At 69.6% G+C, this 25,675-nt stretch carries 25 protein-coding genes; 5 read left to right on the top strand and 20 right to left on the bottom strand.

The features are described from left to right. Window positions 1-772: 772 nt before the first annotated feature. Both F3H13_RS13260 and F3H13_RS13255 read left to right on the top strand, forming a co-directional pair. A complete protein-coding gene (locus tag F3H13_RS13260) occupies window positions 773-1,648 on the top strand; it encodes an HpcH/HpaI aldolase/citrate lyase family protein (protein WP_149799493.1) in 876 nt (291 codons plus the stop codon). A gap of 121 nt (window positions 1,649-1,769) precedes the next feature. Next, window positions 1,770-3,023: a Glu/Leu/Phe/Val family dehydrogenase gene (locus F3H13_RS13255; RefSeq protein WP_149799492.1), complete on the top strand. Its 1,254-nt coding sequence runs from the start codon at window positions 1,770-1,772 to the stop codon at window positions 3,021-3,023. A gap of 52 nt (window positions 3,024-3,075) precedes the next feature. Here F3H13_RS13255 and F3H13_RS13250 read toward each other — a convergent pair whose 3' ends face one another. The 5 genes from F3H13_RS13250 to F3H13_RS13230 form a co-directional block, all read right to left on the bottom strand. Next, the gene (locus F3H13_RS13250) at window positions 3,076-3,789 is read right to left on the bottom strand and encodes a diphthine--ammonia ligase (RefSeq protein ID WP_149799491.1); all 714 of its coding nucleotides are present in this window, start codon (window positions 3,787-3,789) and stop codon (window positions 3,076-3,078) included. An 88-nt stretch (window positions 3,790-3,877) separates the two neighbouring features. Continuing rightward, complete coding sequence (locus F3H13_RS13245; RefSeq protein ID WP_149799490.1) at window positions 3,878-4,447, bottom strand: DUF7110 family protein; 570 nt, start codon at window positions 4,445-4,447, stop codon at window positions 3,878-3,880. 178 nt (window positions 4,448-4,625) lie between these two features. Continuing rightward, a complete protein-coding gene (locus F3H13_RS13240; protein ID WP_149799489.1) occupies window positions 4,626-4,970 on the bottom strand; it encodes a glutaredoxin family protein in 345 nt (114 codons plus the stop codon). A gap of 531 nt (window positions 4,971-5,501) precedes the next feature. Beyond that, window positions 5,502-6,137, bottom strand: a complete 636-nt coding sequence (gfcR, locus tag F3H13_RS13235) for a transcriptional regulator GfcR (protein WP_149799488.1) — start codon at window positions 6,135-6,137, stop codon at window positions 5,502-5,504. After that, a complete protein-coding gene (locus F3H13_RS13230) occupies window positions 6,124-7,194 on the bottom strand; it encodes a glucose 1-dehydrogenase (RefSeq protein WP_149799487.1) in 1,071 nt (356 codons plus the stop codon). The genes gfcR and F3H13_RS13230 overlap by 14 nt, the downstream gene beginning before the upstream one ends. Window positions 7,195-7,299: 105 nt before the next feature. On the opposite strand from F3H13_RS13230, the gene F3H13_RS13225 reads away from it, so the two are divergent. After that, window positions 7,300-8,070, top strand: coding sequence for an NRDE family protein (locus tag F3H13_RS13225; protein ID WP_149799486.1), 771 nt, complete (start codon window positions 7,300-7,302; stop codon window positions 8,068-8,070). 74 nt (window positions 8,071-8,144) lie between these two features. Next, entirely contained in the window at window positions 8,145-8,498 is a 354-nt protein-coding gene (locus tag F3H13_RS13220; RefSeq protein WP_149799485.1) for a helix-turn-helix transcriptional regulator, read from the top strand. A gap of 194 nt (window positions 8,499-8,692) precedes the next feature. On the opposite strand, the gene F3H13_RS13215 is transcribed toward F3H13_RS13220, so the two are convergent. The 14 genes from F3H13_RS13215 to F3H13_RS13150 all read right to left on the bottom strand — a co-directional run bounded on the left by F3H13_RS13215 (window position 8,693) and on the right by F3H13_RS13150 (window position 22,825). Next, window positions 8,693-10,471, bottom strand: coding sequence for a Na(+)/H(+) antiporter subunit D (locus F3H13_RS13215; RefSeq protein ID WP_149799484.1), 1,779 nt, complete (start codon window positions 10,469-10,471; stop codon window positions 8,693-8,695). After that, on the bottom strand, window positions 10,468-12,624 hold the full coding sequence (locus tag F3H13_RS13210) for a cation:proton antiporter (protein ID WP_149799483.1): 2,157 nt from the start codon (window positions 12,622-12,624) through the stop codon (window positions 10,468-10,470). The genes F3H13_RS13215 and F3H13_RS13210 overlap by 4 nt, the downstream gene beginning before the upstream one ends. Beyond that, window positions 12,621-14,249 carry a proton-conducting transporter transmembrane domain-containing protein gene (locus tag F3H13_RS13205; RefSeq protein ID WP_149799482.1) on the bottom strand — a complete coding sequence of 543 codons (1,629 nt, stop codon included), beginning with the start codon at window positions 14,247-14,249 and terminating at the stop codon, window positions 12,621-12,623. The genes F3H13_RS13210 and F3H13_RS13205 overlap by 4 nt, the downstream gene beginning before the upstream one ends. Next, on the bottom strand, window positions 14,242-14,784 hold the full coding sequence (locus F3H13_RS13200) for a cation:proton antiporter subunit C (protein WP_149799481.1): 543 nt from the start codon (window positions 14,782-14,784) through the stop codon (window positions 14,242-14,244). Before F3H13_RS13200 ends, F3H13_RS13205 begins: the two co-directional genes overlap by 8 nt. Continuing rightward, a complete protein-coding gene (locus tag F3H13_RS13195) occupies window positions 14,784-15,533 on the bottom strand; it encodes an MnhB domain-containing protein (RefSeq protein WP_149799480.1) in 750 nt (249 codons plus the stop codon). The genes F3H13_RS13200 and F3H13_RS13195 overlap by 1 nt, the downstream gene beginning before the upstream one ends. Further along, window positions 15,530-16,120 (bottom strand): DUF4040 domain-containing protein, encoded by a 591-nt coding sequence (locus tag F3H13_RS13190; protein WP_149799479.1) that lies wholly within the window; start codon window positions 16,118-16,120, stop codon window positions 15,530-15,532. Before F3H13_RS13190 ends, F3H13_RS13195 begins: the two co-directional genes overlap by 4 nt. Next, complete coding sequence (gene mnhG, locus F3H13_RS13185) at window positions 16,117-16,452, bottom strand: monovalent cation/H(+) antiporter subunit G (RefSeq protein WP_007346258.1); 336 nt, start codon at window positions 16,450-16,452, stop codon at window positions 16,117-16,119. Before mnhG ends, F3H13_RS13190 begins: the two co-directional genes overlap by 4 nt. Then, window positions 16,449-16,754, bottom strand: a complete 306-nt coding sequence (locus F3H13_RS13180) for a cation:proton antiporter (RefSeq protein WP_004598222.1) — start codon at window positions 16,752-16,754, stop codon at window positions 16,449-16,451. Before F3H13_RS13180 ends, mnhG begins: the two co-directional genes overlap by 4 nt. Next, window positions 16,751-18,031, bottom strand: a complete 1,281-nt coding sequence (locus tag F3H13_RS13175) for a monovalent cation/H+ antiporter subunit E (RefSeq protein ID WP_149799478.1) — start codon at window positions 18,029-18,031, stop codon at window positions 16,751-16,753. The genes F3H13_RS13180 and F3H13_RS13175 overlap by 4 nt, the downstream gene beginning before the upstream one ends. Window positions 18,032-18,228: 197 nt before the next feature. After that, window positions 18,229-19,398: a bifunctional phosphopantothenoylcysteine decarboxylase/phosphopantothenate--cysteine ligase CoaBC gene (gene coaBC, locus F3H13_RS13170; protein WP_149799477.1), complete on the bottom strand. Its 1,170-nt coding sequence runs from the start codon at window positions 19,396-19,398 to the stop codon at window positions 18,229-18,231. 149 nt (window positions 19,399-19,547) lie between these two features. Beyond that, entirely contained in the window at window positions 19,548-20,060 is a 513-nt protein-coding gene (locus tag F3H13_RS13165; protein WP_223174424.1) for a hypothetical protein, read from the bottom strand. 274 nt (window positions 20,061-20,334) lie between these two features. After that, window positions 20,335-21,492, bottom strand: a complete 1,158-nt coding sequence (locus F3H13_RS13160; RefSeq protein WP_149799476.1) for a DUF63 family protein — start codon at window positions 21,490-21,492, stop codon at window positions 20,335-20,337. 50 nt (window positions 21,493-21,542) lie between these two features. Beyond that, window positions 21,543-21,992 carry an Lrp/AsnC family transcriptional regulator gene (locus F3H13_RS13155; protein WP_149799475.1) on the bottom strand — a complete coding sequence of 150 codons (450 nt, stop codon included), beginning with the start codon at window positions 21,990-21,992 and terminating at the stop codon, window positions 21,543-21,545. Between the two features lie 68 nt (window positions 21,993-22,060). Then, window positions 22,061-22,825 carry a 4-phosphopantoate--beta-alanine ligase gene (locus F3H13_RS13150; RefSeq protein WP_149799474.1) on the bottom strand — a complete coding sequence of 255 codons (765 nt, stop codon included), beginning with the start codon at window positions 22,823-22,825 and terminating at the stop codon, window positions 22,061-22,063. A gap of 226 nt (window positions 22,826-23,051) precedes the next feature. Between F3H13_RS13150 and F3H13_RS13145 the strand changes: the two genes are divergently transcribed. Beyond that, window positions 23,052-23,288: a hypothetical protein gene (locus F3H13_RS13145; RefSeq protein WP_149799495.1), complete on the top strand. Its 237-nt coding sequence runs from the start codon at window positions 23,052-23,054 to the stop codon at window positions 23,286-23,288. A gap of 681 nt (window positions 23,289-23,969) precedes the next feature. On the opposite strand, the gene F3H13_RS13140 is transcribed toward F3H13_RS13145, so the two are convergent. Beyond that, complete coding sequence (locus tag F3H13_RS13140) at window positions 23,970-25,670, bottom strand: acyl-CoA mutase large subunit family protein (protein WP_149799473.1); 1,701 nt, start codon at window positions 25,668-25,670, stop codon at window positions 23,970-23,972. Window positions 25,671-25,675 lie beyond the last annotated feature (5 nt).

Here is a 25,675-nt window from a genome sequence, read left to right as displayed (position 1 = left end):
AGGGTAAGGTCAGGTCGGAACGGAGCGATTCCGAACGGCCTTCGGAGGCGGCCTCGCCGCCGCTAATGAGACAATATCCGAAACACCAACACGGTGAACGCGAATGCCAGAAGCGTTCGTCTGTGCCTGTTGGTCGAGCAAGCCCAAAGATACCTCCAAGTCCGTCGAAGTGTCGGCGACTCACCTGCTGGCAAAAATAACAGGTGGGAGTCAGCGGCATTGAGGATAGGAGTAACGGCGGTTTGGCACCGCCAGTCAGCCACCGTTTCGTGATGGGTTAAACGGGTTCCCGAAGAAGAAATCGGACTCATGGTTGCGAACCTGAAACTCCCACCGCTCGGGATTCCTCCGCGTTCACGCGGAGGAGGATGTCAATCGTGGTGACTTCTTCCAAAGTCGAGTCGGTTATTTATAAATGGCAGCCAGCAGTTCGGCGGCGAACAACTCCAAAGCCCCAGCCGTGAGGCGGGCGCACGCTCGCTGCGCGCTTCAGTCGCTCACTGCGTTCGCTCCTTCCAGTGCTTGCGTCGCCTGCGCCCGCCTCACGGCTGCCCCTTTGAGTCCCGCCCCGCACGGCACCGCACAGCACCTCACACCTCCCCAGCCTCGTCGGCGGTCCGGAGCGTAGCGGAGGACCGCCGACTCCCTCGCGCGTGCGGTTCGCGCCGCGTTGCGGCGCTCACCGGCACGCGCCACCGCACCACCTCGTTCATTTATAAGTCGTCCAGCTCGGACGCCCACGATTTATATCGGACGACGGGGAGGCCTCGACATGGCCAGACGAAGCCTGCTGTTCTCGCCCGGCGACAGCCCCGATCTCATGCGGAAGGCGCCCGGCGCCGGCGCCGACGTGATCTGTTTCGACCTCGAAGACGCCGTCGCGCCCGGCCGAAAGGACGAGGCGAGGGCGGCAGTCGGCGAGGTGCTCGCGGACCCCTCCTTCGACCCGGACGCGGAGGTCTGCGTCCGCCTGACGGCCGAGTCGCCCGCGGCCGACCTCGACGGCGTGTTGGGGGGAGACGGCGAGGACGGGACTGGCGACGAGACCGGCGCCGTCCGCCTCGACGCGGTGATGCTCCCGAAGGTCGAGGCCGCCGACCGGGTCGAGCGCGTCGCCGAGCTATGCGCCGAGCGGGGCCGCGACCTCGCGGTCTTCGCGCTCGTCGAAACTGCGGCAGGGGTGCTCTCGGCGCAGTCGATCGCAGCTGCGGACGCGACCGATGCGCTCGTGTTCGGCGCCGAGGACCTCGCCGCCGACGTGGGCGCGACCCGGACCGACGAGGGGACGGAGGTGCTGTACGCCCGCGAACACGTCGTCCTCGCCGCGAGCGCGGCCGGCGTCGACGCGATCGATACGGTGTACACGGACTTCTCCGACGAGGCGGGGCTCCGCGAGGACGCGGCGTTCGCGCGGCGGCTCGGCTACGACGGGAAGCTCGCGATCCACCCGGCGCAGGTGGAACCGATCACCGAGGCGTTCACGCCCGACCCGGCGGACGTCGAGTGGGCCGAGCGGGTACTCGACGCCCGCGACGAGGCGAAGCGAGAGGGACGAGCCGTCTTCCAGGTCGACGGCGAGATGATCGACGCGCCGCTGATCGCGCAGGCCGAGCGGATCCTCGACCGGGCGCCCGACGCGGACCGCTGAGCCGGCTGGCCGCTCCGGCCTCCGCTCGGGCCCCCCGTCCGCGCTGCCGGCGACGATGTCGACACGCACAATTTCCGTGCCGGTCGTCACAGTTAACCCCCGTCCACCAGCACGTCAAAATATGTCTTCCGAGGCGAACCCGTTCGAGAGTCTGCGAGAGCAGGTGGACGACGCCGCGGCGGTCGTCGACGCCGACCCGGGCGTCATCGAGCGCCTGAAGAACCCGGAACGGGTGTTAGAGACGAACCTCACGTTCGAACTCGACGACGGGTCCTTGGAGACGGTCCGCGCGTACCGCTCCCAGTTCAACGGCGACCGCGGCCCGTACAAAGGCGGGATCCGCTATCACCCGGGCGTCACCCGCGACGAGGTGAAGGCGCTGTCGGGCTGGATGGCGTACAAGTGCGCCGTCGTCGACGTCCCCTACGGTGGCGGGAAGGGCGGCATCGCGATCGATCCGGCCGACTACTCCGAGAGCGAACTAGAGCGGCTCACCCGCGCGTTCGCCACCGAGCTGCGACCCCTCATCGGCGAGGACCGCGACATCCCCGCGCCGGACGTCAACACCGGCCAACGGGAGATGAACTGGATCAAAGACACCTACGAGACCCTCGAAAACACCACCGCACCGGGCGTCATCACGGGGAAGGCGATCGACTCCGGCGGCAGCGAGGGGCGCGTCGAGGCGACCGGCCGCTCCGTGGCGCTGTCGGCCCGCGAGGCGTTCGACTGGCTCGACCGCGATATCGCGGGCGCGACGGTCGCCGTCCAGGGGTACGGGAACGCCGGCTCCGTCGCCGCCGCGCTGCTCGACGACCTCGGCGCGAGCGTGGTCGCGGTCTCCGACTCCTCGGGCGGAATCCACGACCCCGACGGGTTCGACCCGCGGGACGTGAAATCGCACAAGGCCGACACCGGCTCGGTAACCGGCTACCCCGACGCCGACGCGCTCACGAACGACGAGCTGCTCACGCTCGACGTCGACTGCCTCGTCCCGGCCGCGCTGGAGAACGCGGTCGACGTCGACCTCGCGGCGGAGGTCGACGCGAAACTGATCGTCGAGGCGGCCAACGGGCCGCTCACGCCCGACGCGGACGACGTGCTCGCCGAGCGCGACGTCCACGTCGTCCCCGACATCCTCGCGAACGCGGGCGGCGTCACCGTCTCCTACTTCGAGTGGGTCCAGAACCGACAGCGGTTCAGCTGGACCGAGGAGCGCGTCAACGAGGAGCTGGAACGCGTTATCACGGACGCGTTCGACACGCTCGTCGACACCTACGAGTCGAACGACGTCTACAACCTCCGGACCGCGGCGTACGTCGTCGGTATCGGTCGGATCGTCGACGCGTACGATCAGGCCGGGAGCTGGCCGTAGCGAGCGGCCGTTCGCCGTTTCGAAAAGGAGACCCTACTTTCGGAGGGTGACCTCACTCCAGCCGTGCGTCTCGGATCTCGACGTGGCCGCGGTCGCCCTCCCAGACGGCGTCGTAGGTCATCTTGATGCGGCGGTCCATGTGTGGGCCGTCGACGACGTACGTTTCGAACTCCCCGCCCTCGCCGAGCGGGTGGACGCCGTACTCTTCGCGGAGCGCGAGCAGTTCGTCGAGCGCGTCGGCGTCGTACCGCCGCCCCAGCCACGACTCGTCGAGCCCGTACGCTGCCACCTGAACGATTCGGATCTCGAAGCCGGCGTCGAACATCGCCTCGGCGAGTTCGACCGGATCCCGCTGCCACAGCGGCGCGAAGAGGTCGATCCCGAGGCGGTCGCACATCGCCTGAATCCGGTTCGTCTGGAACTCGCTCTCGACCGCGCCGGCCGTGACCCCCGCGAGGTCGACGCCGTCCGCGGCGGCGATCTCCCGGAGCGCCGCCTCCATCGGCTCCAGCTCGGCGTCGCCCTGCGCGCCCGCGTCGTCGACGTCGTCCGCGCCGAAGTCGTCGGGCGACACTTCGACGAGGTCGATGCCGACGCTCTCGGCCGCGAGCGAGGCGAGCTCTGTCGCCGGCGTGTGGTACATGTACGAGTCGCCGGCGGGGTGGACCGTCAGGAGCCGCGAGACGTCGAGTCCCTCCTCCAGCGCGCGGTACAGCGCCCATGAGGAGTCTTTCCCGCCCGAAAAGAGGCTCACCCAGTTGCTCATGACCGGGAGAGGGAGTCGCGCGGATAAATGGTCGGCGGTCGGGCCGCGGCGACCGGATGCGGCGGCTGCGCGGACAGGGGCGTGTCGCTCAGTCCGAGATGAACTCGTTGTCGCGCCAGTTGACGCCGCCCTCGCCCTCGCCGGCGCCCTGCGGGCTCTCGACGACCTCGATGCTTGCCGGGCGCGGCTCGCCCTCGACGATCCGCGTCGCCTCCAGTTCGCCGTCCTCCTCGGTGATCGCGGTCAGCGTCCCCTTCTCGGAGAGCGTCGCGATCTTGCGGAGGACGAGGAACATCGGGTACTGGAGCGCGGAGTTCTGGAGGACGGTCTCGCGGTCGCCCTTGAAGCAGGCGAACTCGACGAGCTCGGAGGGGATCTCCTCCTCCTCGTCGTCCATCCACTGGGGTCCGCCGGCGCGGGGCGGCTCCTCCTCCCAGACGCGGGTCTCCGTGACCGACGCCTTCAGCTGGGCCGTGGGCGTGTACTTGCTGATCGATTCGTCGTCGGACAGGGCCTTGATGATCAGTGTGTTGTTTCGACGCGTGATGTCGATGTCGTCGATCTCCTTCGGGAGATCGGGGTCTTCGTCGAAGTACGTCTCTACGTCTTCGAGGGGCAGTTCGAGCGTCGAATGAAGTCGGAACACGCGGCCTGTCATTGTTTGTGGAATGCGGTGGGGTGGAACCGGTGGTCACGGCGGCAGCGGCAGCGGCTGCTTCTAATCGATATACGCACCGTGGGTTTATATGGACTGCCCTTCGAGGTGTGAGGATCGGCGCGGCGACCGCGCCGAACGGGGATCGGACTCGCGTCGGCGTCCGAGGGGAGTCCCGGGCTCACTCGGCACCCAGTTCGGCGGCGAGCTCGCCGCGCTCGTCCAGTTCGGCGAGCACGTCGCTGCCGCCGACGAACTCGCCGTCGACGAACGTCTGCGGGATCGTCTCCCAGCCGCTGTGCGACTCCAGGGCCTCGCGGTACTGCGGAAGCGCGGGCAGCACGTCGACGGTTTCGAACTCCTCGACGTGCTGGGAGATGAGCTCGACGGCGCGCTTCGAGTAGCCGCACTGGGGCATCAGGCGGTTCCCTTTCATGAACAGCACCACGTCGTTGTCGGCGATGGTCGTCTCGACGCGCTCGTCGATCTCCGCTGCGTCGGCGTCCGTTTCGGGGCTGAACGTCATACGGTAGGGTACGCGTCGCCGAGCCAAATGGGTTCCGCACGGGACGAGCGGAGAACCGCTCCGAAACGGCAGTTTACTGTTTATAAATAATCAGTTGCGGACGGACTGCGAACACCGCCAAAGCCCCAGCCGGGAGGCGGGTGCACGCTCGCTGTGCGCCTCACTCGGTCGCTATCGCTCCCTCGTTCGGTGCTTACGTCGTCATCAGAACGCTTCGCGTTCTGATTGGCTCACGAGAGCGGAGCTCTCGTGAACGCCTGCGCCCGCCTCCCGACTGCCCCTTTGAGTCCCGCCCCGCACCGCACAGCACCTCACACCTCCCCAGCCTCGTCGCTGGCGGCCTCCGCTTCGCTCCGGCCGCCAGCGACTCCAGCGAGGGACCGAAGGTCCCTCTGGCAGTCGGGCGAAGCCCGACGACCTCGCGCGTGCTCCTCGCGGCCGCCTACGGCGGCCCCTCGGAGGCACGCGCCGCCGTAACGTGTCGCTCTGTGAGTCGTCTTTATAACTGAAGCGGAGAGAACGGTCGCGACCCTACTCGTCGCGGTCGACGCGGACCACGTCGACGAGCGAGTAGACGGGGACGCCGTCGATGTCGTCGTACCCCATCTTGTCGACGAGGACGACGCAGGCGACGGGCTCGCCGCCCTGCTCGCGGATCGCGTCGATCGACTCCCGCATCGTCGTCCCCGAGGTGATGATGTCGTCGACGACGTAGCAGTCGCGGTTCCGGATCGCGGCGAAGTTCCGCGAGAAGCCGCCGCCGTGCTCGTCGATGTCACCCTCCTCCCACTGGTGTTTTGCGGGCGCATACGTGCCGAGGTCGGTGTCGAGCCGGTCGGCGACCGCGGTCGCGAGCGGCGCGCCCGCCTTCTCGATGCCGACCGTCAGGTCGACCGCCTCGCCCTGCTTGGCGAGGAGGTCCGCCATCGCGCTTGCCGCGTAGCCGAGCCGGGTCGAGTCGCGCCCGAGCGCCGACCAGTCGACGTGGATGTCGGCCGACGCCGTCGCGTCCGCGGCCGCCTTGTCCCCCTCGGTCCCGCCGCCGCGCTCGACCAGCCAGCTCGCCGTCTCGCGGGAGACGTTCAGTTCGTCCGCGATCTCCCCCTTCGAGAGTCCCCGCTCCGCGAGCTCGGCAGCGCTGTCTATCAGGTCGTCAACGTTCTTCATACGCGGCGAATTCGACCGCCGTTTTAATAGTCGTGTCGTCATCCGCGAACGCGGCCTCGAAGTCGTCGAGCCCGTGGACCCCCGTCACGAGATCGCCTACAAACTCCTCGGAGAGCCCCGCGAGCGACTCGACGGCCGACTCGAAGTGGCCGTACCCGGAGTTGACGCTGCCGACGAGCGCCTTGTTGTGGAGGACGAACTCGCGGTGGAGCCGGCCGCCGTCGATCTCGAACTCCCAGTCGCCCGGGACGCCGAGGAGCGCGCCGACCCCGTTCGGGGCGAGGGCCTCGATCGTCTCGAAGGCGTGGGGCGCGTAGCCGGTCGCCTCGAAGACGAGGTCCATCGGCTCGTACGCGTCGGGGACCTCCGGGATCGAGGTGTCGTTCGAGTTCACGTACGTCGCGCCCAGCGATTCGATGATGTCGATCGTCGGGTCGGGGCGCTCGCGCCGGCCGAGACAGTAGATCCGGTCGAACGACTCGTCGAGCGTCGCGACCGTCAACAGGCCGAGCGAGCCGTTACCCAGCACGAGCGCCGACTCGGGCTCCCAGCCGAACGCCGACCGGCTGGCGTACGCGTGCTCGATCGCCTTCTCCGCGATCGAGACCGGCTCGACGAGGAACCCCCACTCGGCGAGCGCCGGCGGGATCTCGACTAAGAACTCCGCGGGGCTGGTGAAGTACTCCGCCATGAAGCCGTGGGCGCCGACGATGCCGCGCTCGTGGTACTCCCCCTCCGGCGCCATGTCGGGCTCGCCGCGCGCGAAGTACTCGTTGGCCCCGTTCGGCGGCCGTCGGACCGTCGGGACGACGACGTCGCCGACTTCGAACGGCGTGTCGTTCGGGTCCTCGACCACGCCGACCGCCTCGTGACCCAACACGAGGTGGTCCTCGCCCGCGGGCGTGCCCCCGTGACCCCCTGCGATGACCTCGTGGTCGGTCCCGTCCACGCCGACCCGCAGGGTCCGAACCAGCGCCTCGCCGGGCGCGGGCTCCGGTCGCGGCTTCTCTGTCACGACCGGTTCGTCGGCTCCCTCGTAGACGGCAATCGCGTTCATATCTGGACTCTAGCGGTCAGTCACCAAAAGATTTCTTTTATTGTGAGTAAACGCGGCCGGCGGATCCCCCGTGGAGTTTTCCGTCGCTCGAGCGTATTCGGGTGCGTGTGTACACTCACCCTCGCGTGGCGGGCGTTCGGCGACGCCCCCGTCGCGCTCGCGGCCACCCGCGATGAGGCGCTCGACCGCCCGAGCGAGCCCCCCGCTCTTCGAAACGGCGACGTCCGGTACGTGGCCCCGCGCGACGCCGAGGCCGGCGGGACGTGGATCGGCGTCTCCGAGGGCGGCCTCGTCGTCGCCGTCACGAACCGGTGGCTCGACGCCGACCGCGAGGGCGACCGCTCGCGCGGGCTGCTCGTCCGCGACTGCCTGACGGCCGAGTCCGCGGAGGCGGCGGTCAGGGCGGTCGAACGCGAACTCGACGAGCGCGCCTACGACGGCTTCAACCTCGTGTTCGCCGACGAGCGGGCGGCGTTCCTGCTGGCGTACGACGGCGGCCTCGTCGTGACCCGACTCGACCCGGGCGTCCACGTCGTCGGCAACGTCGGCGCCGTGGTCAACGGCGCGGAGCGGTTCGCGGTCCCCGAGCGCCGACGGGAGTTCGGCGAGGAGCGCGCGGACAGCGCCAAGCGGATCGCGGCCGCGCTCGTCCCGGAGCCGGGCGAGTCGGGCGAGTCGTGGCTCGACCGCGCGAGCGGCGTCCTCGCCGACCACGACTACGGCGCCTGTCTCCACGGTGACGAGTTCGGAACCCGGTCGTTCACCCGGATCCGGACCGGCGATGACCCCGCAGTCGCGTACGCCGACGGCCCGCCCTGCGAGACGCCCGCGGAACCGGTGTCGCTCCCCGAGGAGTTCGCGTTCACTCGGCGGTGAGACGACGCCTCCTGCGGCCGCGGAACGTGCGACCGGAAAGCCAGTTTTAAGCGATTCGGGGGGCGTGTGAGACTATGAGCGCGTCCGAAATCGAGTCCGACCTGTCGGCGGACGAGCGCGCCGGCCTCGAACTCATCCGCGAGACCGGCGGCATCCACCAGAGCGACTTCTGGAAGGAACTCGACGTCTCCTCGCGCAAGGGGAGCCGCATCGCCGAGGCGTTAGAGGAGTCGGGACTCATCCAGCGGGAGGACACCGTCTACGACGGCCACAACACCTACTACTTAGAGCCCGCGCCGCGCGACCTCGACTTCTCGCTTCTGATGGCCGACGACATGCTCTCGCCGTTCATCGGCGAGGAGGAGGTCGACGCGCAGGCCGACGCCTTCTCGCAGTGGATGATGAACCTCGCGTACGAGGAGTACTGACGGCGGACCGTTCGCCGACCGACGCCGACGCCTAGTTTCTCGCAGACCGACGGGGCCGACGCAATCGCGGACCGACTTTTCGATTCGAGCGCGGCCCCGAGAGCGTTCTGACACCTCACGCGCGGGAACGAACGAAGCGCCGCAGCGATGGTCCCGGGTGAGCCCGGGGCCGCAGCGGCGACGGCTCGACGCGGTCAGACCAGCAGGACGGCGAACAGCGCGACGCCGGCCGCGAGCGTTAAGAACAGCACGCTCCGACCGATCCCGGCGCGGATCTCGGTGTCGATCCCGACGCGAGTGAGCGCCTCGCGCGGGCGGGTCGCGGTCCGCATCGTCGCGCCCGCCAGCGCCATCGTCGCACGGTCGACGGCCGCCCACAGCTCCGTGACGCCCCACACCGAGCCGCGCCCAAGGTAGAAGGCGGCCGGGAACAGGACGGCGTCGATGTCGGGCATCCGGTGAGCGAGCCAGCCGAGCGGACGCTTCAGCGCGAAGAAGCCCGCGAAGCCGGCGACCAGCAGGGCCGCGCTCTCGGTCAGGTGGCTCTGGCTGTACGGCTTGAAGTACACCTCGTCGCTGAGGATGAGGTCCGTGAACGGCATCACCTCGATCAACTGGGTGTAGAAGACGCCGAAGAAGACGCACGCGCCGGCGGCCAACAGCATCCCAGCGGTCTGGAACGGCGTGGCGTCGTCCGGCGACAGCGTCGCCGAGCCGTGGAAGAACACGTAGTAGCCGAGCTTGATGAACGACATGAACGTCCCCACGCCGCCGAGGACGAGCAGCCACCAGAGCAGCCCGCTGTCTAAGAGCAGGACGTACTCGTGGACCTCGTGGGCGGAGTCGAGCACCATCCCCTTCGAGATGAAGCCATTGAACCCGGGCACCGCCGTAATCGAGGCGGCGCCGACGAGGTAGACGAGGAAGGTGACGGGCATCACGCGCCAGAGGCCGCCCATCTCGCGGATGTCCTCGACACCGGTCCGGTACACCACGACGCCGACGGCCATGAACAGGAGGCTCTTGTAGAGGACGTTGTTGAACAGGTGCGCGAAGCCGCCGACGACGGCGAACTCGCCGACCGCGGACGCCAGCCCGAACCCGGCGAGCATATAGCCGAGCTGGGCTTGGATGTGGTACGATAACAGTCGGCGCGGGTCGTACTGGAGCAGCGCGAAGAACGCGCCGTAGACGGCCATGAACCCGCCGAGGTACGCAAGCCACATGCCGCCCTCGGGGAACGCGCGGTACATCACGTACGCCGCGGTCTTCGTGGTGAACACCGAGAGGAACACCGACGCCGCGACGTGCGGGCGCGGGTAGGTGTCCGGCAGCCAACTGTGCAGGAAGATGAACCCGCAGTTGATCCCGATGCCGATTGCCGCCAGCACCGTCGCGGCCGGGTGGATCCCGGTCGTCGCCGAGAACAGGAACGTCCCGGCGTTGACGAAGTGGACGACGACGGCGGCGAGCAGGATCGTCCCGCCGGTGGCGTGGAACAGCGCGTAGCGGTAGCCGGCCCGCACCGCCTCGCCGCCGTGCTGCCAGACGAGCAGCGTCGAGGTGACGGCCATCAGCTCCCAGAAGAAGATCAGGGTGAGCCAGTCGCCGGCGTATATCGTCGCGACCGTCGAGGCGACGTACGTCAACGCGAACGCGGTCACCCACGTCGGCGCCTCGCTGCCGTAGGCGTACAGCACCGCGGCTGTCGCGAGGAAGCCGACGACGACGCCCATCAGTAGCGAGAACTGGTCGACGTTGAAGAACACGACGTCGAAGCCGAGGAACGTCGTCGCGAGGTGCGCGCCCGTCCCGCCGTCGCCCAGTAGCACCGCCTGGACGAAGGTGAACGCCGTCGCCAGTGCGGCGACCGCGTGTCCCGCCCGCCGCGGCAGCGCCAGCACCGCGAGCGCCGCGAACGCGATCAGGACGTACGGCGGAATCGACGCCAGCAGGCTCGTGGGCACCGTCACGGGCGCACCACCCCCTCGGGGAGCCGCGTGTCGACGATGAGCTCGATCAGCTCCAGGAAGCCCATCTCGTAGGGGATCACGCCGAGCAGCACCGCGAGCGTCATCGACGCGAGGATCGGCCCGAGCGTGAACCACGTCGATTCGCGCCCGCGGAGCGCGTCGAGCCCGGCAATGTGCTCCCAGCCGCCCGCCGGCGGGCCGCCGTGGTGGTGGTCATCGTGGGCGTCGCTGTGGTCATCGTAGGCGTCGCCGTGGCCGTCGTGGCCGTCGTCGTGACCCTCATCGACGTCGGCGATCGGTTCGCCATCGTCGCGGCTCTCAGCGGTATCGGCCGCACTCGCCTCGCGCTCGTCGCCGCGCCCGGGACCGAACGGCACGTCCGCGTCGGAGGGGCGCTGGTCGACCGCGTAATCGCCGGTGTCGACGCGCTCGGCCGGCTCCGAGAAGTCGCGCTCGCTCGTGTCGAAGTCGGGCCGGACGACGCCGTCCTCGTCCGTCGGCAGGTCGTCGAGGTCGGCGTCCGGGATGTCTGACTCATCGACGCCGTCGGCGGCGTCAGACGAGGGGTCATCTCCGTCGCCCGCGTCCGCGACGATGTCGTCGACTGCGTCGTCACCACGGTCGGTGTCGCTCTCGTCATCGTCACCTGCGCGGCCCCCATCGGTCGCCGCGTCGTCACCTGCGCGGCCCCCATCGGTCGCCGCGATTATCGACCGCGACTCGCCGCCGAGCGGGAAGTCGACGAGGGGCTTGGCGTCGTGGGCGTCCTCCGCCTCGAAGAAGGCGGTGTAGATCACCGGCCAGAAGTACGCGACGTTGAGCACGCCGGAGAGGAGGAGCGCGCCGGCGAGGTAGTACGCGACCGGGGTGAAGTTCATCCCCATCCGCACCCCGCCGATCAGCATGTAGTACTTGCTGACGAAGCCGGCGAGCAGCGGGATCCCGGCCATGCCGAGAGAGGCTATCGTGAACGCCCCCATCGTCAGGGGCATCCGCTTGCCGATCCCCGCCATCTGCGAGATGTAGTCCGTGTGGGTCGACACGTGGATGTTGCCCGCACAGAAGAACAGGGTGAGCTTCATGAACGCGTGCGCCGGGATATGGAGGAGCGCCCCCACGAGCCCGTACCAGCCGAACAGCCCGAGCCCGAGGATGATGTAGCTCAGCTGGCTGATCGTCGAGTAGGCGAGCCGGCGCTTCAGGTGGTCCTTCCGCAGGGCGATGAGGGATGCGGCGGTCAGCGTGATCGCCCCGATGGTCGAGAGGACGAGCCCGGCGGTGAAGCCGAACGGCAGCGAGAGGTCGAAGACGAGTTCCGGACCGAACACGTCGAGGACGACCCGCGAGACACCGAACGCGCCGGACTTGACGACCGCGACCGCGTGGAGCAGCCCGGAGACCGGCGTCGGCGCCACCATCGCTTCCGGGAGCCACTGGTGGAGCGGCATGATCCCGGCCTTCACCCCGAACCCGACCGCGAGCAGGAAGAAGGCGAGCATCGCGAGCCCGGGGTCGGCGTTCGCGAGTTCCGCGATGCCGCCCGCGGTGAAGTCGACGGAGCCGGCGAGCAGGTAGACGAGGACGGTGCCTGCCAACACGAGCACGCCGCCGCCGAACATCGTGTACGCGAGGTACTTGCGGCCGGCCGAGCGCGCCTCCGCCGTCTCGTCGTGCGCGACGAGCGGGTACGTCGCGATCGACAGCAGCTCGTAGAAGACGAAGATCGTCACGAGGTTGCCCGCGAACGCGATCCCCATCGTCGCGGCGAGCGACACCGCGAACGCCGCGAAGTACCGGGTCTGGTTCGGCTCGTCGAGCCCGCGCATGTACCCGATGCTGTAAAAGGAGGTGATTATCCACAGCCCGCTCGCGAGGAACGCGAACAGCATGCCGAGCGCGTCGGCGCGCAGGACGAACTCGATCGGCGCGCCGATCCCGGGGAGGAACGCCCCGAGCGACCACTCGAAGGTCCGACCGGCGAGGACCGCCGGCAGCATCGACGCGACGATGCCGAACTTCGTGAGCGACGCGACGAGCGTCCACCCCTCGCGGACGTTCGGCGAGCGGTACGACGCGACGATGAGAAACGCCGCGACGAACGAGACGAGAACTGCCAGCAGGGGTCGTGGGTCTGAGAGTACAACGTCAGTCATGCGAACACCTCCGCGAGGAACGGGTCGAACCACGCCGCGAGCGCGAACCCGCCGAAGCCGAGCGCGACCGTCGCCAGCGCTGCCAGCCCGAGCGCGAGCAGCGGCGCCGTTGGCACCCGATCGGGAACGAGCGACGACCGCGGCGCGCCCTCGACGGGCGCCGGGAGGCCGTCGGCGGTCTTCGCGGGGGGCGAGTCTCCGGCCTCGGCCGTCGCGGCGTCGCCGCCGTCGGTCGCCGCGTCCTCACCGCCGCTTCCGGGCACCTCACCGTGGTCGCCGGGGAGCCCGGCGCCGGCGAAGTAGAACCGCTCCAGCAGCCGCGCGACGTATGACAGCGTGAACAGCGTGCTGACAAATATCGCTGCGGCGACCGCGATCCCGACCGCGCCGCCGCCAACGAGGCCGGCGTCGACCGCGCCGACGCCGATGTACCACTTGCCGAGGAAGCCGACCGACGGCGGGATCCCGACGAGCCCGAGGCCGAGGACTGCGAGCGCGCCCGACGTGTACGGGGCCGCGCGCGCGGCGCTCGCGAGGTCCTCCATCCGGCGGCTGCCGTAGCCGAACGCTAACAGGCCGATCCCGAGGAAGAGGCCGAACTTCATGATCCCGTGGCCGATCAGGTGGACGATCCCGCCGAGCAGCGCCGTCTCGTTCGCGAGCGCGACGGCCGCACCGATCATCCCGAACTGCGCGACCGAGGAGTACGCGAACATCCGCTTGAGGTTCGACTGCATCGCGGCGAGGGCGGAGCCGGCGAGTATCGAGACCGTCGAGACGACGAGCAGCGCGGTCGCGATCCCCTCGTTGGCCGCGAGGAAGTCGACCGTGAACACGGTGTAGGTGACGCGGATCAGCGCGTACGCGCTCGTCGTCGATACCAGCGCGGCGACGACCGTCGTGACCGAGTCCGGCGCGCGCTGGTAGGCGTCCGGCTGCCAGGAGTGGACCGGGAAGATGGCGATCTTCAACGCGAGCCCGGTCGCGATGAACGCGTAGCTCGCGCGGACCAGCGGATCGCCGTAGCCGGCCTGCGCGACGATCTGTGCCTGGAGATCGAGCATGTTCAGCGTCCCCGTCGCGAGGAAGGCGTAGCCGACGCCGAGCAGGTACAGCGAGGCGCCGACGGTGCCAACGACGAGGTACTTCAGTGAGGCGTACGCGCTGGCTCCCGACCGGTCCGAGGCGATGAGCGCGTACGTCGTCAGACCGGTGATCTCGAGGAATACGAACAGGTTGAACATGTCCCCGGTGAGCGTCATCCCGACGAGCCCGCCGACCAGCAGGAGGTAGGCGCTGTAGAAGGGGTTCCCTCGCGGCCCGGCCACGCGCGCGAACGCGAGCGTCGCGACCGAGACCGCGGCGACGAGCAACAGCACCGCCACCGACAGCCGGTCGGCGACGAGTTCGATCCCCACCGGCGGGAGGAAGCCGCCGAGCGCGTGGTCGAACGGACCGTTGAACACAACCTCCGCGGCGATCGCGGCCGCGATACCGGCCACGGCCGTCGTGCCGACCGCGGCGATCGGCCAGCCGACGCGGTCGTACCGGAGGCCGAGCGCCAGCGGCAGCGTCGCCGCCACGATGGGGACGACGACCGCGAGCGGCAGGAGGACGTCAGTCATCGCTCTCACCTCCCGCGTCGGTCGCGCCCGACGCACCGTCGGCGGCTGGTGCCCCGTTGACGCCCGATGCCTCCGCCGAGCGCCGCGACGGGATCGACCCCTCGTCGCGGAGCAGCTCGCGGAGCGTGTCGGCTCGCAGCGTGCCGTACTCGTCGTAGATCCGGATGCACAGCGCGAGCGCGACCGCGGTGAGGCTCACGCCGACGACGATGGCGGTGAGCACGAGGACGTGCGGCAGCGGGCTCACGTAGAGCCCGCCCTCCGGACCGCCGGTCGGGACGATCGGAATCGATCCGCCGTCGACGTACGCCGAGGCGATGAACAGCAGGAAGATCGCCGTCTGGAACAGGTTGAGTCCGATGATCTTCTTCACGAGGTTCGGGTTCGCGATCATCATGTACAGGCCGATGCACAACAGCAGCGCGAACGCGACGTACGCGTGTCGCGTCGCGAGGACGTCGACGGCGCCGCCGGTCGAGGCGAGCGCCGATGCGACGACTCCGGCGGCGTCGACCGCGCCGACGAGCGCGGACACTACCGCTCACCCCCGTCAGTCGCGGCCGGCCCGGGCGCGTTCGGACCGGTCGTTCCGCCGTCGGTCGGGTCGACCGAGTCGCCCTCGGGAGAGCCGTCAGCCGCGTCGTCGCCGTCGGGTTCGTCGCCCTCCTCGGTGCCGGGATCGTCTCCGACCTCGTCGTCGAAGGCGTCCGCGTCGGCGAAGCCGCCGGCCTCGCTGAACCCCTTCGCGAGGACGAAGAAGAGCCCGATGAGGACGCCGGCGACGATGGTGCCGATCCCGAGGATCTCGACCCCCTCCATCCCGTACTTGACCGGGTCCGGGATCGGAAGCAGTTCGTACTGGAGGAACGCGCCGCCGAGCGCGACCGGAACCAGCCCGATCCCGGCGAACACGAGCGTGCCGCCGACGGCGAGCGCGACGACGACGGTGTTCGCGAGCCACTGCCGGGTGGCCTCGATGCCAAACGCGAACGCGATCATGAACACGACCGCGGCCACGATCGCGCCCCCCTGGAACCCGCCGCCGGGGGAGCCACCGCCGTGGAAGGTGACGAACAGTCCGTAGGTGAACGCGAACGGAGTGACGATCTTCACCGTCGGCATGATCACCTGACTCTCCGTGTAGGGGGTCCCCTGCCGGCGCTCCGAGTCGAGGCGACCGTCGCTGCGCGGCGGCCGGTCCCGGCCGAATCCACCGCCGGAAGCGAACTCGGAACCGGCGGTTTCTGTGTCGGCGTCGTCGACGCCGGCGTCTGTGCCGCTCATGCGAACACCTCCCTGTGGAGGACGATGAGGGCGGCGATCCCGGCCGCGAACACGACGACCGCCTCGCCGAAGGTGTCGAACCCGCGGAACGCCGCCAGCACGGCCATCACCGTGTTCTCAACGTGCGTCTCCGCGTACGTCTCCGCGATGTACCACTGCGTCACGTCCGGGTTCGACCAGATGGGCGCGTCCGCAGAGCCCACCGCCGGGATGTCGCCCATCGTGAGCATGAGGCCGGCGAACAGCAGGCCGGCCGCGCCCGCCGCGGGGAGGTTCACCGATTCGAAGGCGGCCTCGTGGTCGAGCCGGGTCGTCTTCGCGAGCGTGAGCAGCAGCAGGACCGTCGTCACGCCGGCGGAGATGGCCGCCTCTGTCATCGCGACGTCCGGCGCGCGGTAGAACGTGTACAGCGCCGCCATCCCGAGGCTGTACGCGCCGAAGATGATCACCGCCGCGAGCACGTCGCGCGCTAGGGCCGTGAACAGCGCGGTCAGCACCACGAAGGCGAACAGGCTCGCCTCGATGGCGGTGACCTGCGCGACCACCGGCGCGCCGAGGGGGCCGGCCGACGCGAGCGAGCCGGTCATCGGCGGTCGTCCCCCTCTATCCACGGCACGATTCCCTCCTCGAAGGCGGCCCGGGCGATGGCGTGGGCCGCGGTCGGGTTCGTCACGAAGATGAAAAACAGCAGGAGGACCGACTTGAAGCCGGCCCCCGCCAGTCCCACGGTGAGCGCGACCGCCGCGAGCCCGAACCCCGCGCCGAGCGTGTCGGCCTGCGAGGCGGTGTGCGCCCGCGAGTAGACGTCCGGCAGCCGGAGCACGCCGACCATCGAGACAAACGAGAAGAACAGCCCGAGCAGCGTGAGCGCCACCACCAGCCACACGCGGGCAGTCTCGGTCATGGCGGCGGCGGTCACAGCACACCACCCCGCTCGACGGTGAACTTCGAGATGGCGATGGCCATCAGGAAGTTGAGCAGCGCGTACACTAAGGCGATGTCGAGGAACGTCGGCTCCCCGAGCGCGGCGCCGAGGATGGCGAGGATGACGACGGTGTTCGTCCCGAGGACGTTCACCGCCAACACCCGGTCTTGCATCGTCGGCCCGACGACGGCGCGGTACAGCATCCCGACCGCGAGGACGGCGAAGCCGGCGGCCGCGACGAGCAGGAAGTCGCCGAGGGTGTAGCCGGCCGCGAGCGAGGCGTCCACGAGGCTCATCGGTCGGTCACCTCTGGGTCGTTCTCGCCCTCGTCGCTCGCGTCACCAGCGTCGACCGCGCTGTCGTCGTCGGCCGCGTCGCGCTCGCCGTCGATCGCTCCGCCGTCGGCGGCGGCGATCGGCAGCTCCTCGGTGGCGTCGGCGCCTTGGAGGATCGCGACGTCGTCGCGCTCGCGCGGGGTCGGCAGCCGCGCCGACCGCCGGCCGTAGTAGACGAAGCGCGTCCACCGTTCGAGGGAGCCGTCGAACAGCCCCTCGCGGGCCCACGGGACGAGCGAGTGGACGTAGAGGTCGCTGTCGCGGGCGCGGACGGTGAGCGTGCCGGGCGTCAGCGTGATCGAGTTCGCGAGCGTCATCAGCGGGAGGCCCCTCCCGACGATTACGCGCATCCGGTTCATCGTCGGCTCGATCGGGAGCCGGGGGTCGAGGATGACGCGGGCGACGACGAGGTTCGCCTTCACGATCTCGAACAGCAGCACGGGGACGTACACCAGCCCGCGGACGATCCGCATCGGCGTCCGCGGGAACGCGGGGTTCGAGTCGAGGCTCACCCGCGAGAGGGTGATCGACACGACCGCGGCCGACGCGACGCCGGTCACGACGTCGAACCAGTAGGTCGGGTCGCCCAACAGGAGGTAAAAGGCCAGCGACAGGCCGAACAGCGCCACGAACCGGCCAGTGGTCGCCTCGGTGCGGAACCGCTCGCGGCGCGTCGGTCGGTCGACCGGCGCGGTCTCGACCGACAGCGGCGTGTTCGAGAGCGCGAACTCCAGCGGCTGGAGCAGCGTCGTGTTCCCGACCGGGGTGTACTCGGGGTCCAAGACGACGCGGTCGGCGCCGTTCGCCTCGGCGTACTCCGCGAGGACGCGGACGTAGTCGTCGGCGCCGAACAGGTAGTCGTCGGCGCCGAGCACCGTCGTGACGACCTCAACGTCCGCGGCGCCGGGCGCCTCGGAGTCGTCGAGGTCGGCAGTCGCCCACGCCGTGACGCGCTCGAGCACGCGCTCGGCCGCGGCCGCCCGCTCGTCGCTCTCCGGGTCACCGTTCCGCCACGAGGCGATTTCGACAAGGTGGATCGCGGGGGCGCCGTCGGCCGCCGCGGTCTCCGCCACGTGCGCGACCGTCGACCGAAGCGTCGAGGTCGGCTCGACCGGAACGATGACCGCGCCGGGCGCCGCCGATTCGGTCGACGCGTCTCCCTCCGACGCCTCGTCGGGGTCGACCGTCGCGTCCGCGTCGGGACCGGCGCCGCCGCCGGGAGGATCGGTGTCAGCCACCCACCACACCTCCCACGGAGTCGTGCGTGACCGTCTCGTTGCACATGAGTGGTTCTACCCGTGTGGTTACTCTACCGCCCCAAAACAGTTTGTATCCGCGGTAACCCTGCCGGGGGCGGGCGATACCGACCGTGCGAAACCCCGGTCTCTCGGGGCTTCGCGGGCCGCGTCGAGCGTCGCCGCGAGGCGGTCGGTGCTCACGTCGACGCGCCGAGCGTCGCCGCGAGACGGTCGGCGATCCGGCCGGCGACCGCGTCCTTCGACCCCGCCGCCTCCTCGGGCTCGGTCCCGTCCTCGCCCACGAGGAGGACCCGCGTCTCGTCGTCGCCCATCACGCTCGCGTCGTTCGCGACGACGAAGGCGAGGCCGACGCGGTCGCGGATCCCCTCGGCCTCCGCGACCATCGCCGCGTCGTCGCCCGACGTCTCCGCCTTGAACCCGACGATCGGGAGGTCGGGGTACGCCTCGCGCACCGAGTCGATGAGCTTCGGCGTCGGCTCCAGTTCGACCGACAGCGGCGACCCGGACCGGATCTTCTCGTCGACCGCGTCGGCGGTGAAATCGGAGATGGCGGCCGCGGAGACCAGCGCGTCCGCGGTCGCCGCGGTCCGTCGGCAGGCCGCCATCATCTCGTCGGCCGTCTCGACGGCGACCACGTCGGCGTAGGGGACGTCTGAGCCGTCCTGGACGAGCGTCACCCGGGCGCCGCGGACGTAGAGCGCTCGCGCGACCGCCCGGCCGGTCTTCCCCGACGCGCGGTTCGTCAGAATCCGGATCGGGTCGATCCGCTCCTTCGTCGCGCCCGCGGTGACGACGACGTGCGACCCGGAGAGGGTCTGGGGCGTCGTCGCGCGCGCGACCTCGGTGACGATGTCGGCCTCGGCCGCGATCTTCGCTTTCCCCTCCTCGATCCGCGGGTCGGCGAAGCGGACGCCCCACGACTCCAGGCGGTCGAGCGCGTCGAGGACGCCCGGGTGGTCGTACATCGGCTCGTGCATCGCGGGCGCCATCACGACCGGCACGTCCGCGCCGAGCGCGGTCGTCGCGCAGGTGGTGACGGGCGTGTCGTCGACCGCCGAGGCTATCTTCCCGGCCGTGTTCGCCGTCGCGGGCGCCAAGAGCAGCACGTCGGCCCACCCCTCGCGGCCGCAGAGCTCGACGTGTTCGACGTCCCCGGTGATCTCGGTGACGACGGGCTCGTCGGTGGCGAAGTCGACCGCCCACGGGTGGACGATGTTCGTCGCCGCCGGGGACATGACGGCGCGGACGCTCGCCCCGTAGCGGCGCAGTTCGTGCGCGAGTTCGACGACCTTCACCGCCGCGATGCTCCCCGAAACCCCGAGCGCGACGTTGACCCCGTCCAGCATTACCCGAAGGGTTGGCCCGGGGCGATTTATAATATCGCGTTGCGGTCGAGACTGGAGGGCGATCGCTCGGGAGACCGGAGGCCGATCGCTCGGGAGACCGGATGCCGATCGCTCGGGAGACCGGAGGCCGAAAAGAGGGTGTCGCCGGCTCAGGAGTCGTTCTGCTGTCCGCTCTCCTGTGGTTCGGGGAAGTCTGCCGCGGATAACAGCGCGTTCACTGGGTCGGCCTCCAGCGTGTCCAGCACCGCCGCGGCCGGCCCGCTCAGGAGGGCCGCGCCCACCTGCTCGTTGGCGTTCTCCACGGCGAGCCCGTCCACGTCGGCCGCGTACGACTCGAGGTCGTCGATCGCGGCCGAGACGATCTCCGTCTGCGCGTCGATCAGCTCCGCCTGCGCCTCCTCCTGCGAGAGGTTCCCCTCCTCGACTCGCGTCCGAACGTCTTCCTGGGCGGCCTGGATCTCTTCTTGAACGTCGAGCGCGACCGTCGCGCTGGCGTCCTCGCCGGCGCCGCTCCCGCCGTCTTCCCCGTCGCTCTCTCCCGACCCGTCGTCCGTCTGTTCGGACGCGTCGCCGTCCGATCCGGCGAGGTCGCCGCAGCCGGCGAGTCCGAGCGTCGATCCCGTCGCCGCGGCCGCCAGCACGCGTCGTCTCGGTGTGTCCATTACGCTCGGGCTCGACGCTCGGCCCACTTGTCGGTTCCGTATGTGCCCGACCCGGGCGGCGGACCGCACCGCCTCATGCCTCCCCAGCCTCGGCGAGCGGGCCGCGCGGGCGGCGCCGCGCGGCCCGCCCGCCTCCCTCGCGTTCGCGTCGCGCTCTCGCGAGAGCGCGACGCGGCGCGCCGCCCGGTTTTTAAATCGTCGTTCGGAGTCGTCGCGTCGGGCCGTCGCCGGTGCGGAAGCTCGGTTGCGCAGATCTCAAAGGTCGCGTGGTCGCTCAGACTCCGAACGTCGCGCGGAGCATGTCTCGCGTCCCCGGCCCGAGTCCGACCGCGAGGACGGTGATGAGGAGCAGCAGCGTGTACCGCGGCGACTCGTCGAACATCTCGCCGTTGAACACCCAGACGACGAACGTCGCGGCCGCGAGCTTCACGAGGAGGAACGGCCACGCGTCGCCGGTGACGGAGACGATCGACTCGGGCAGCAGCCGCGCGGTCCAGTCGACGATCAGCGCGTTGACGACGTGCTTCGGGACGAGGTTCGCGGTGCCGGTCAGCGCGGGCATCCAGTTGAGCCCGATCACGTTCGCGACGCCGTCGACCGCGTGGCCCCAGATGATCACGATGCCGGCCGCGCCGGTCCCCTGTCGGATCGTCGGAATCTCCCGGGTCGCAAGCGCCCACGTGCCAGCCGTCGCGGCCGTCGCGATAACGAGGGTCGGGACGAGCACCTGCGGGTAGAAGGTCACGTAGTCGGTCGAGACGGCGAGATACGAGAGGTAGCCGACCGCGAGCGCGAGCCCCGCCGCACCAGAGGCGAACAGCGGGCGCGCGTAGTCGTCGACGGCGCCGCGCCGTTCGAGCCCGTACGCCGCGACGACGCACGCGAGCGTGAACAGGAACACCGTGAAGTAGATGAACGGGCTGATCAGCAGCGCGCTCGCCGGGAACGGGATCAGCGGTTCGACGCCCGCAGCGGTGGCGGCCACGCCCGCGTCCTCGACCGTCCGCATCGCCCCGCCGAGCAGCATGAACGGGAACAGCGCGTAAAAGAAGCGGAGCTCCGTCGCGATGTCGAGCCGGCGGAGGAGGAAGACGACGCCGATCAGCATCGCTAGGAGGATCACCACGTAGCTCACCGTCGAGAAGGTGGTGTACCCGGGCGTCGCGACGACCTCACCGGCGCTTACGGCCGACTGGCACGCCGCGCTGCTGCCGAGCAGCTCCGTGGTGCCGCCGACCTCCCGGACTGCGCACTGCGCGCCCTCGCCGTCCGCGACGACCGGCCCCCAGAAGTAGCGCCAGAGGAAGCGGTCGTAAACGACGCGGGGAAAGACGATCGATCCGATCGCCAGCATCGCCGCGACGCCGCCGACGACCGCCGCCCACGCGCGCTCCGGCGACGGGTCGAACCCGTCGACCACACCTGTGCTCATGCTCACCGTTCGGGGAGGTCCCGAGTTGAGCGTTCCGGTCCCGGGACGGGTCAGAGCGGCGGCCCGGGCCGCTCGTAGTCGGTGCCTAAGATGACCATCGTCTGCGAGCGCGAGAACCCCTCGGTCTCCGCGATCCGCTCGAACATCAGCTCGCGGAGCCGGTCGGTGTCGGCCGCGACGACCCGGAGGATGACGTCCCACTCGCCGGTGGTGAGGTGGATCTCGCGGACGCCGTCGATGCCGCGGAGGCGTTCGAGCGCGTCCTCCTCGCGGCCTTGCTCGACGCGCAGGCCGACGAACGCGCCGACGCCGTAGCCGACCGCCTTGGGGTCGATGTCGGCGTGATACCCCCGGATGACGCCGGCCTCTTCGAGGCGACTGACCCGGTCGTGGACGGTCGCGCTGGACATGTCGATCCGACGCGCGACCTCCGAGAACGGGGTCCGCGCGTCCTCCTGTAAGATCCGCAGGATCGCCCGGTCCGTCTCGTCGAGTTCCATACCTCCCGGTACGGGCGGCGCACGCTTTTGCCTTCCGGCGGGAGCGACCGCCGGAGGTCCGCGACCCGCTACGCGCCGTCCCCGTCCGCGAACGACCCCTCGCGGATCGCCGCCTCGGCCGCGTCGAGCGCGGCGTCGGCGTCGAACTCGTCGACGGTCCGCTCCAGTTCCGCCGGCCTCGCGTCCGCGAGGTCCTTCGCGTGGGCGGTCACGTTCGGCACCGCGCGCAGGAGGTTGTCGATGATCGGCACGTCGGCAGTCCGCGGCGACCGGCTCCCGGGGTTGAGGTCGATCACGATCTCCGTCTTCCCCATCGCGTCGAGCGCGGCGGCGCGGTCACCGTCCTCTAAGGGCACGACGACGACGTCGGCCGCCTCGATCCCGTCGGCGTCGACGACCCCCCGCGCGTGGTCGAGGCCGGGGATCTCGCCGTCGCCGGCGAGCCCCTTCACCTCGTTGGCGCCGTGGTCGCGGAGGTGGTCGGCGATCCGGCGGACGCGCTCGTCGGTGTGGTTGAAGAGGTTCACTTCGAGGTCGGCGTCGACCGCATCGGCGAGGTCGACCGTCTCCGCGGGCGCGAGCGCGGCGACGTTGCCGTTGACCGAGATCACGGGGCGGTCGGCGAGCAGGAGCGTCGCGGCCGCGGCGCGCGCGGCGGCGTCGGCGCTCGGGAGCGTGCGTTCGCCGAGGAGGTAGTCGAACGCCTCGCCGCGCCCCTGCGCGATCAGTCCCTGTTTCGAGGTGATCCCCTGCTCGACGCCCGCCTCGATCCGGTGACGCGTCACGAGCGACGCGTACCGCGGGTGATCTTCGGGGACCTCCGTCTCCGTCATACCCGAGCGAGGCGGCGCCCCGATTAAAATGAACCGTTCGTGACCTGGTAAGGGCCGGCTTGTGTCGGGTAGGTGTCTGATTGCGTCCGGGTAGGCGCCGGCTTGCGTCGGGGTCTGCTCGCGGTCGGCTCCCGACTCCGCCTCGCCGTCGAGAAACACTAACGCCGCCGTACGTGGCCGTAGGGATTGCATAACTATGCTTCCGGAACTCGAAGCATCAACCGTGATGAACCGGTCCGGCAAGTACACGATCGTCGAAGCGTGTAACGACCACGGGGCGATCACGCTCCGCGAGTTCCCACGCAACGGGACGCTGTACGTCGTTGAGTACGACGACCCGGACGTGAAGGCCGAGCTGTCGTCGCTCGACGCCGGATCGGTCGTCGAACTCGACCTCCGACGGGCGGGCCGCCGGGGCAACGCGTGGCGCGCGGAGTCAGCTCGTGCGGTCGAGACGGCGTGAAACAGGGGGATCCGTCGCGTTTCTGCGTTCCTCCGTTTTCGATCTCTACTCCGTCGAAATCAGCGACCTCTGACGCATTCGGCCAGTTGCGACCAGTATCGGCACAACGATGATCGATAGCGGGAGTGAATTGAACAGGGTAGCAGTGCTATCGCATTTGAACATAACAGCCGATGCGGTGGCGCGTGCCTGCGAGCGGCCGACAGGCCGCGAGCCAGCACGCGCGAGGGACGCGGCGAACGCGAGCGGCGAAGCCGCGAGCCGTGAGCCGCGAGGTTGGGGAGGTGTGAGGCTGCGGTGCCGTGCGGTCGGGGTGGGGCTCAAAGGGGCAGTCGCGAGGGCGACGCTTGGCGACGCAAGCACCGCAGGGACGAACGGAGTGAGCGACTGAGGAGCACAGCGAGCCACGCGAGCCGTCGCGGCTGGGGCTTTGGAAGCGTTCACTGTCGATCCGTCGGCAGCCATTTATAAGTGAGCGGCTGGGGCTTTGGAAGTCCTCACCGCGGCGTGGCCGGTCATTTATAAGCAGCCGCCAGCAACAGCCCAGTTCGCCTTATAACCGTTCGATCAGCCGAATCGATCAACGCATTCCCGTCATCGATCGACGAACGGTGCGCATCAACCGGCCGTCTCAGACTGACCGACGCCTGAAAAGGAGCGGTTCAACGGAGCTTCGCTCAGTTACGCCACGCCGATCCGCTCGCGGTACGTGCCGTGTTCCGCCTCGAACACGTCCATGATCTCCCCCATCGTCGCGTACGCCTTCACGGCCGCGACTATCTCCGGCATGGCGTTCTCGCCGGCCTCGACGGCGTCGCGGAGGTCGTCGAGCGCGTCGCCGACCGCGTCGTCGTCGCGCTCGGCTTTCACCGACTCCAGCCGGTCGAGCTGTCGCTCGCGGGTGGTCTCGTCGACCTTCAGCAGGTCCGGCCGCGTGTCCTCGTCGATCTCGTAGGCGTTGACGCCGACGACGGTCTCGTCGCCCTCGTCGACGCGCTCTTGGTACTCGTAGGCCGACTCCTGAATCTCGCGGTGGAAGTACCCCTGCTCGATGCCGCGGAGGACGCCGTCGCGCACGGAGCCGTCGCCCATCTCTTTGATCTCCTCGATGTACGCCATGGCGTCCGCCTCCGTCTCGTCGGTGAGTCTCTCGACGGCGAAGGAACCGCCGAGGGGGTCGACGATGTCGGCCGCGCCGGACTCCTCGGCGATGATCTGCTGGGTCCGAAGCGCGACGCGGACCGCCTGCTCGGAGGGGAGCGCGAGCGCCTCGTCGAAGGAGTTGGTGTGGAGGCTCTGGGTGCCGCCCAGCACGCCGGCGAGCGCCTGGATCGTGACGCGCGCGACGTTGTTCAGCGGCTGCTGGGCCGTCAGCGACTGGCCCGCAGTCTGGGTGTGGAACTTCAACCGCTTCGACGCCTCGGCCTCGGCGCCGTACCACTCGTCCATCACGTTCGCGTAGATCCGGCGCGCGGCGCGGAACTTTGCCACCTCCTCGAACAGTGAGTTGTGCGAGTTGAAAAAGAAGGAGAGCTGCGGGGCGAACTTGTCGATGTCGAGCCCGCGGTCGAGACACGCCTCGACGTAGGCGAACCCGTCCGCGAGCGTGAAGGCGAGCTCCTGTACCGCCGTCGACCCCGCCTCGCGGATGTGGTAACCTGACACCGAGATGGGCTTGAACTTGGGCGTCTCCGCCACCGCGAACTCGATCGTGTCCGTCACCAGATCGAGGGAGGGCTCCGGCGGGATCACCCACTCCTTCTGCGCGATGAACTCCTTGAGCATGTCGTTTTGGAGGGTTCCCCGGAGCTCCTCGCGAGGGATTCCCCGCTGGTCCGCAAGCGCGACGTACATCGCGTAGATCACCGGCGCGCTCGGGTTGATCGTGAAGGAGGTCGACACCTCCGCGAGGTCGATGCCGTCGAACATCACCTCCATGTCGCGGAGCGTGTCGACCGCGACGCCCTCCTTCCCCACCTCGCCGAGCGACATCTTGTCGTCGGAGTCGATCCCCATCAGCGAGGGCATGTCGAACGCCGTCGAGAGCCCGGTCTGCCCCTCGTCGATCAGGTAGTGAAACCGCTCGTTGGTCTCCTCGGCGGTGCCGAACCCCGCGAACTGCCGCATCGTCCACGTGCGACCGCGGTACATCGTCGGGTAGACGCCGCGGGTGTACGGCTCCTCGCCGGGGAACCCCAGGTCCTCCTCGTAGTCGAGGTCGGCGACGTCCTCGGGGGTATACAACCGATCCACCTCGCGGTTCGACACGGTCGCAAACCGGTCTTTTCGCTCCCCGTGGCGGTCGAGGGTCGGGTCGAGCGTCTCCGCCTCCCACGACTCCTTCGCCTCGCGGATCTCGGAGAGCTCCTCGTCGTCGTACATACCGC

The organism is Halorubrum xinjiangense, from assembly GCF_900102375.1.
Classification (GTDB): Archaea; Halobacteriota; Halobacteria; order Halobacteriales; family Haloferacaceae; genus Halorubrum; species Halorubrum xinjiangense.
The sequence above is the reverse complement of the archived record's forward strand: the minus strand, read 5'-3'. Positions and strand labels throughout refer to the sequence as shown.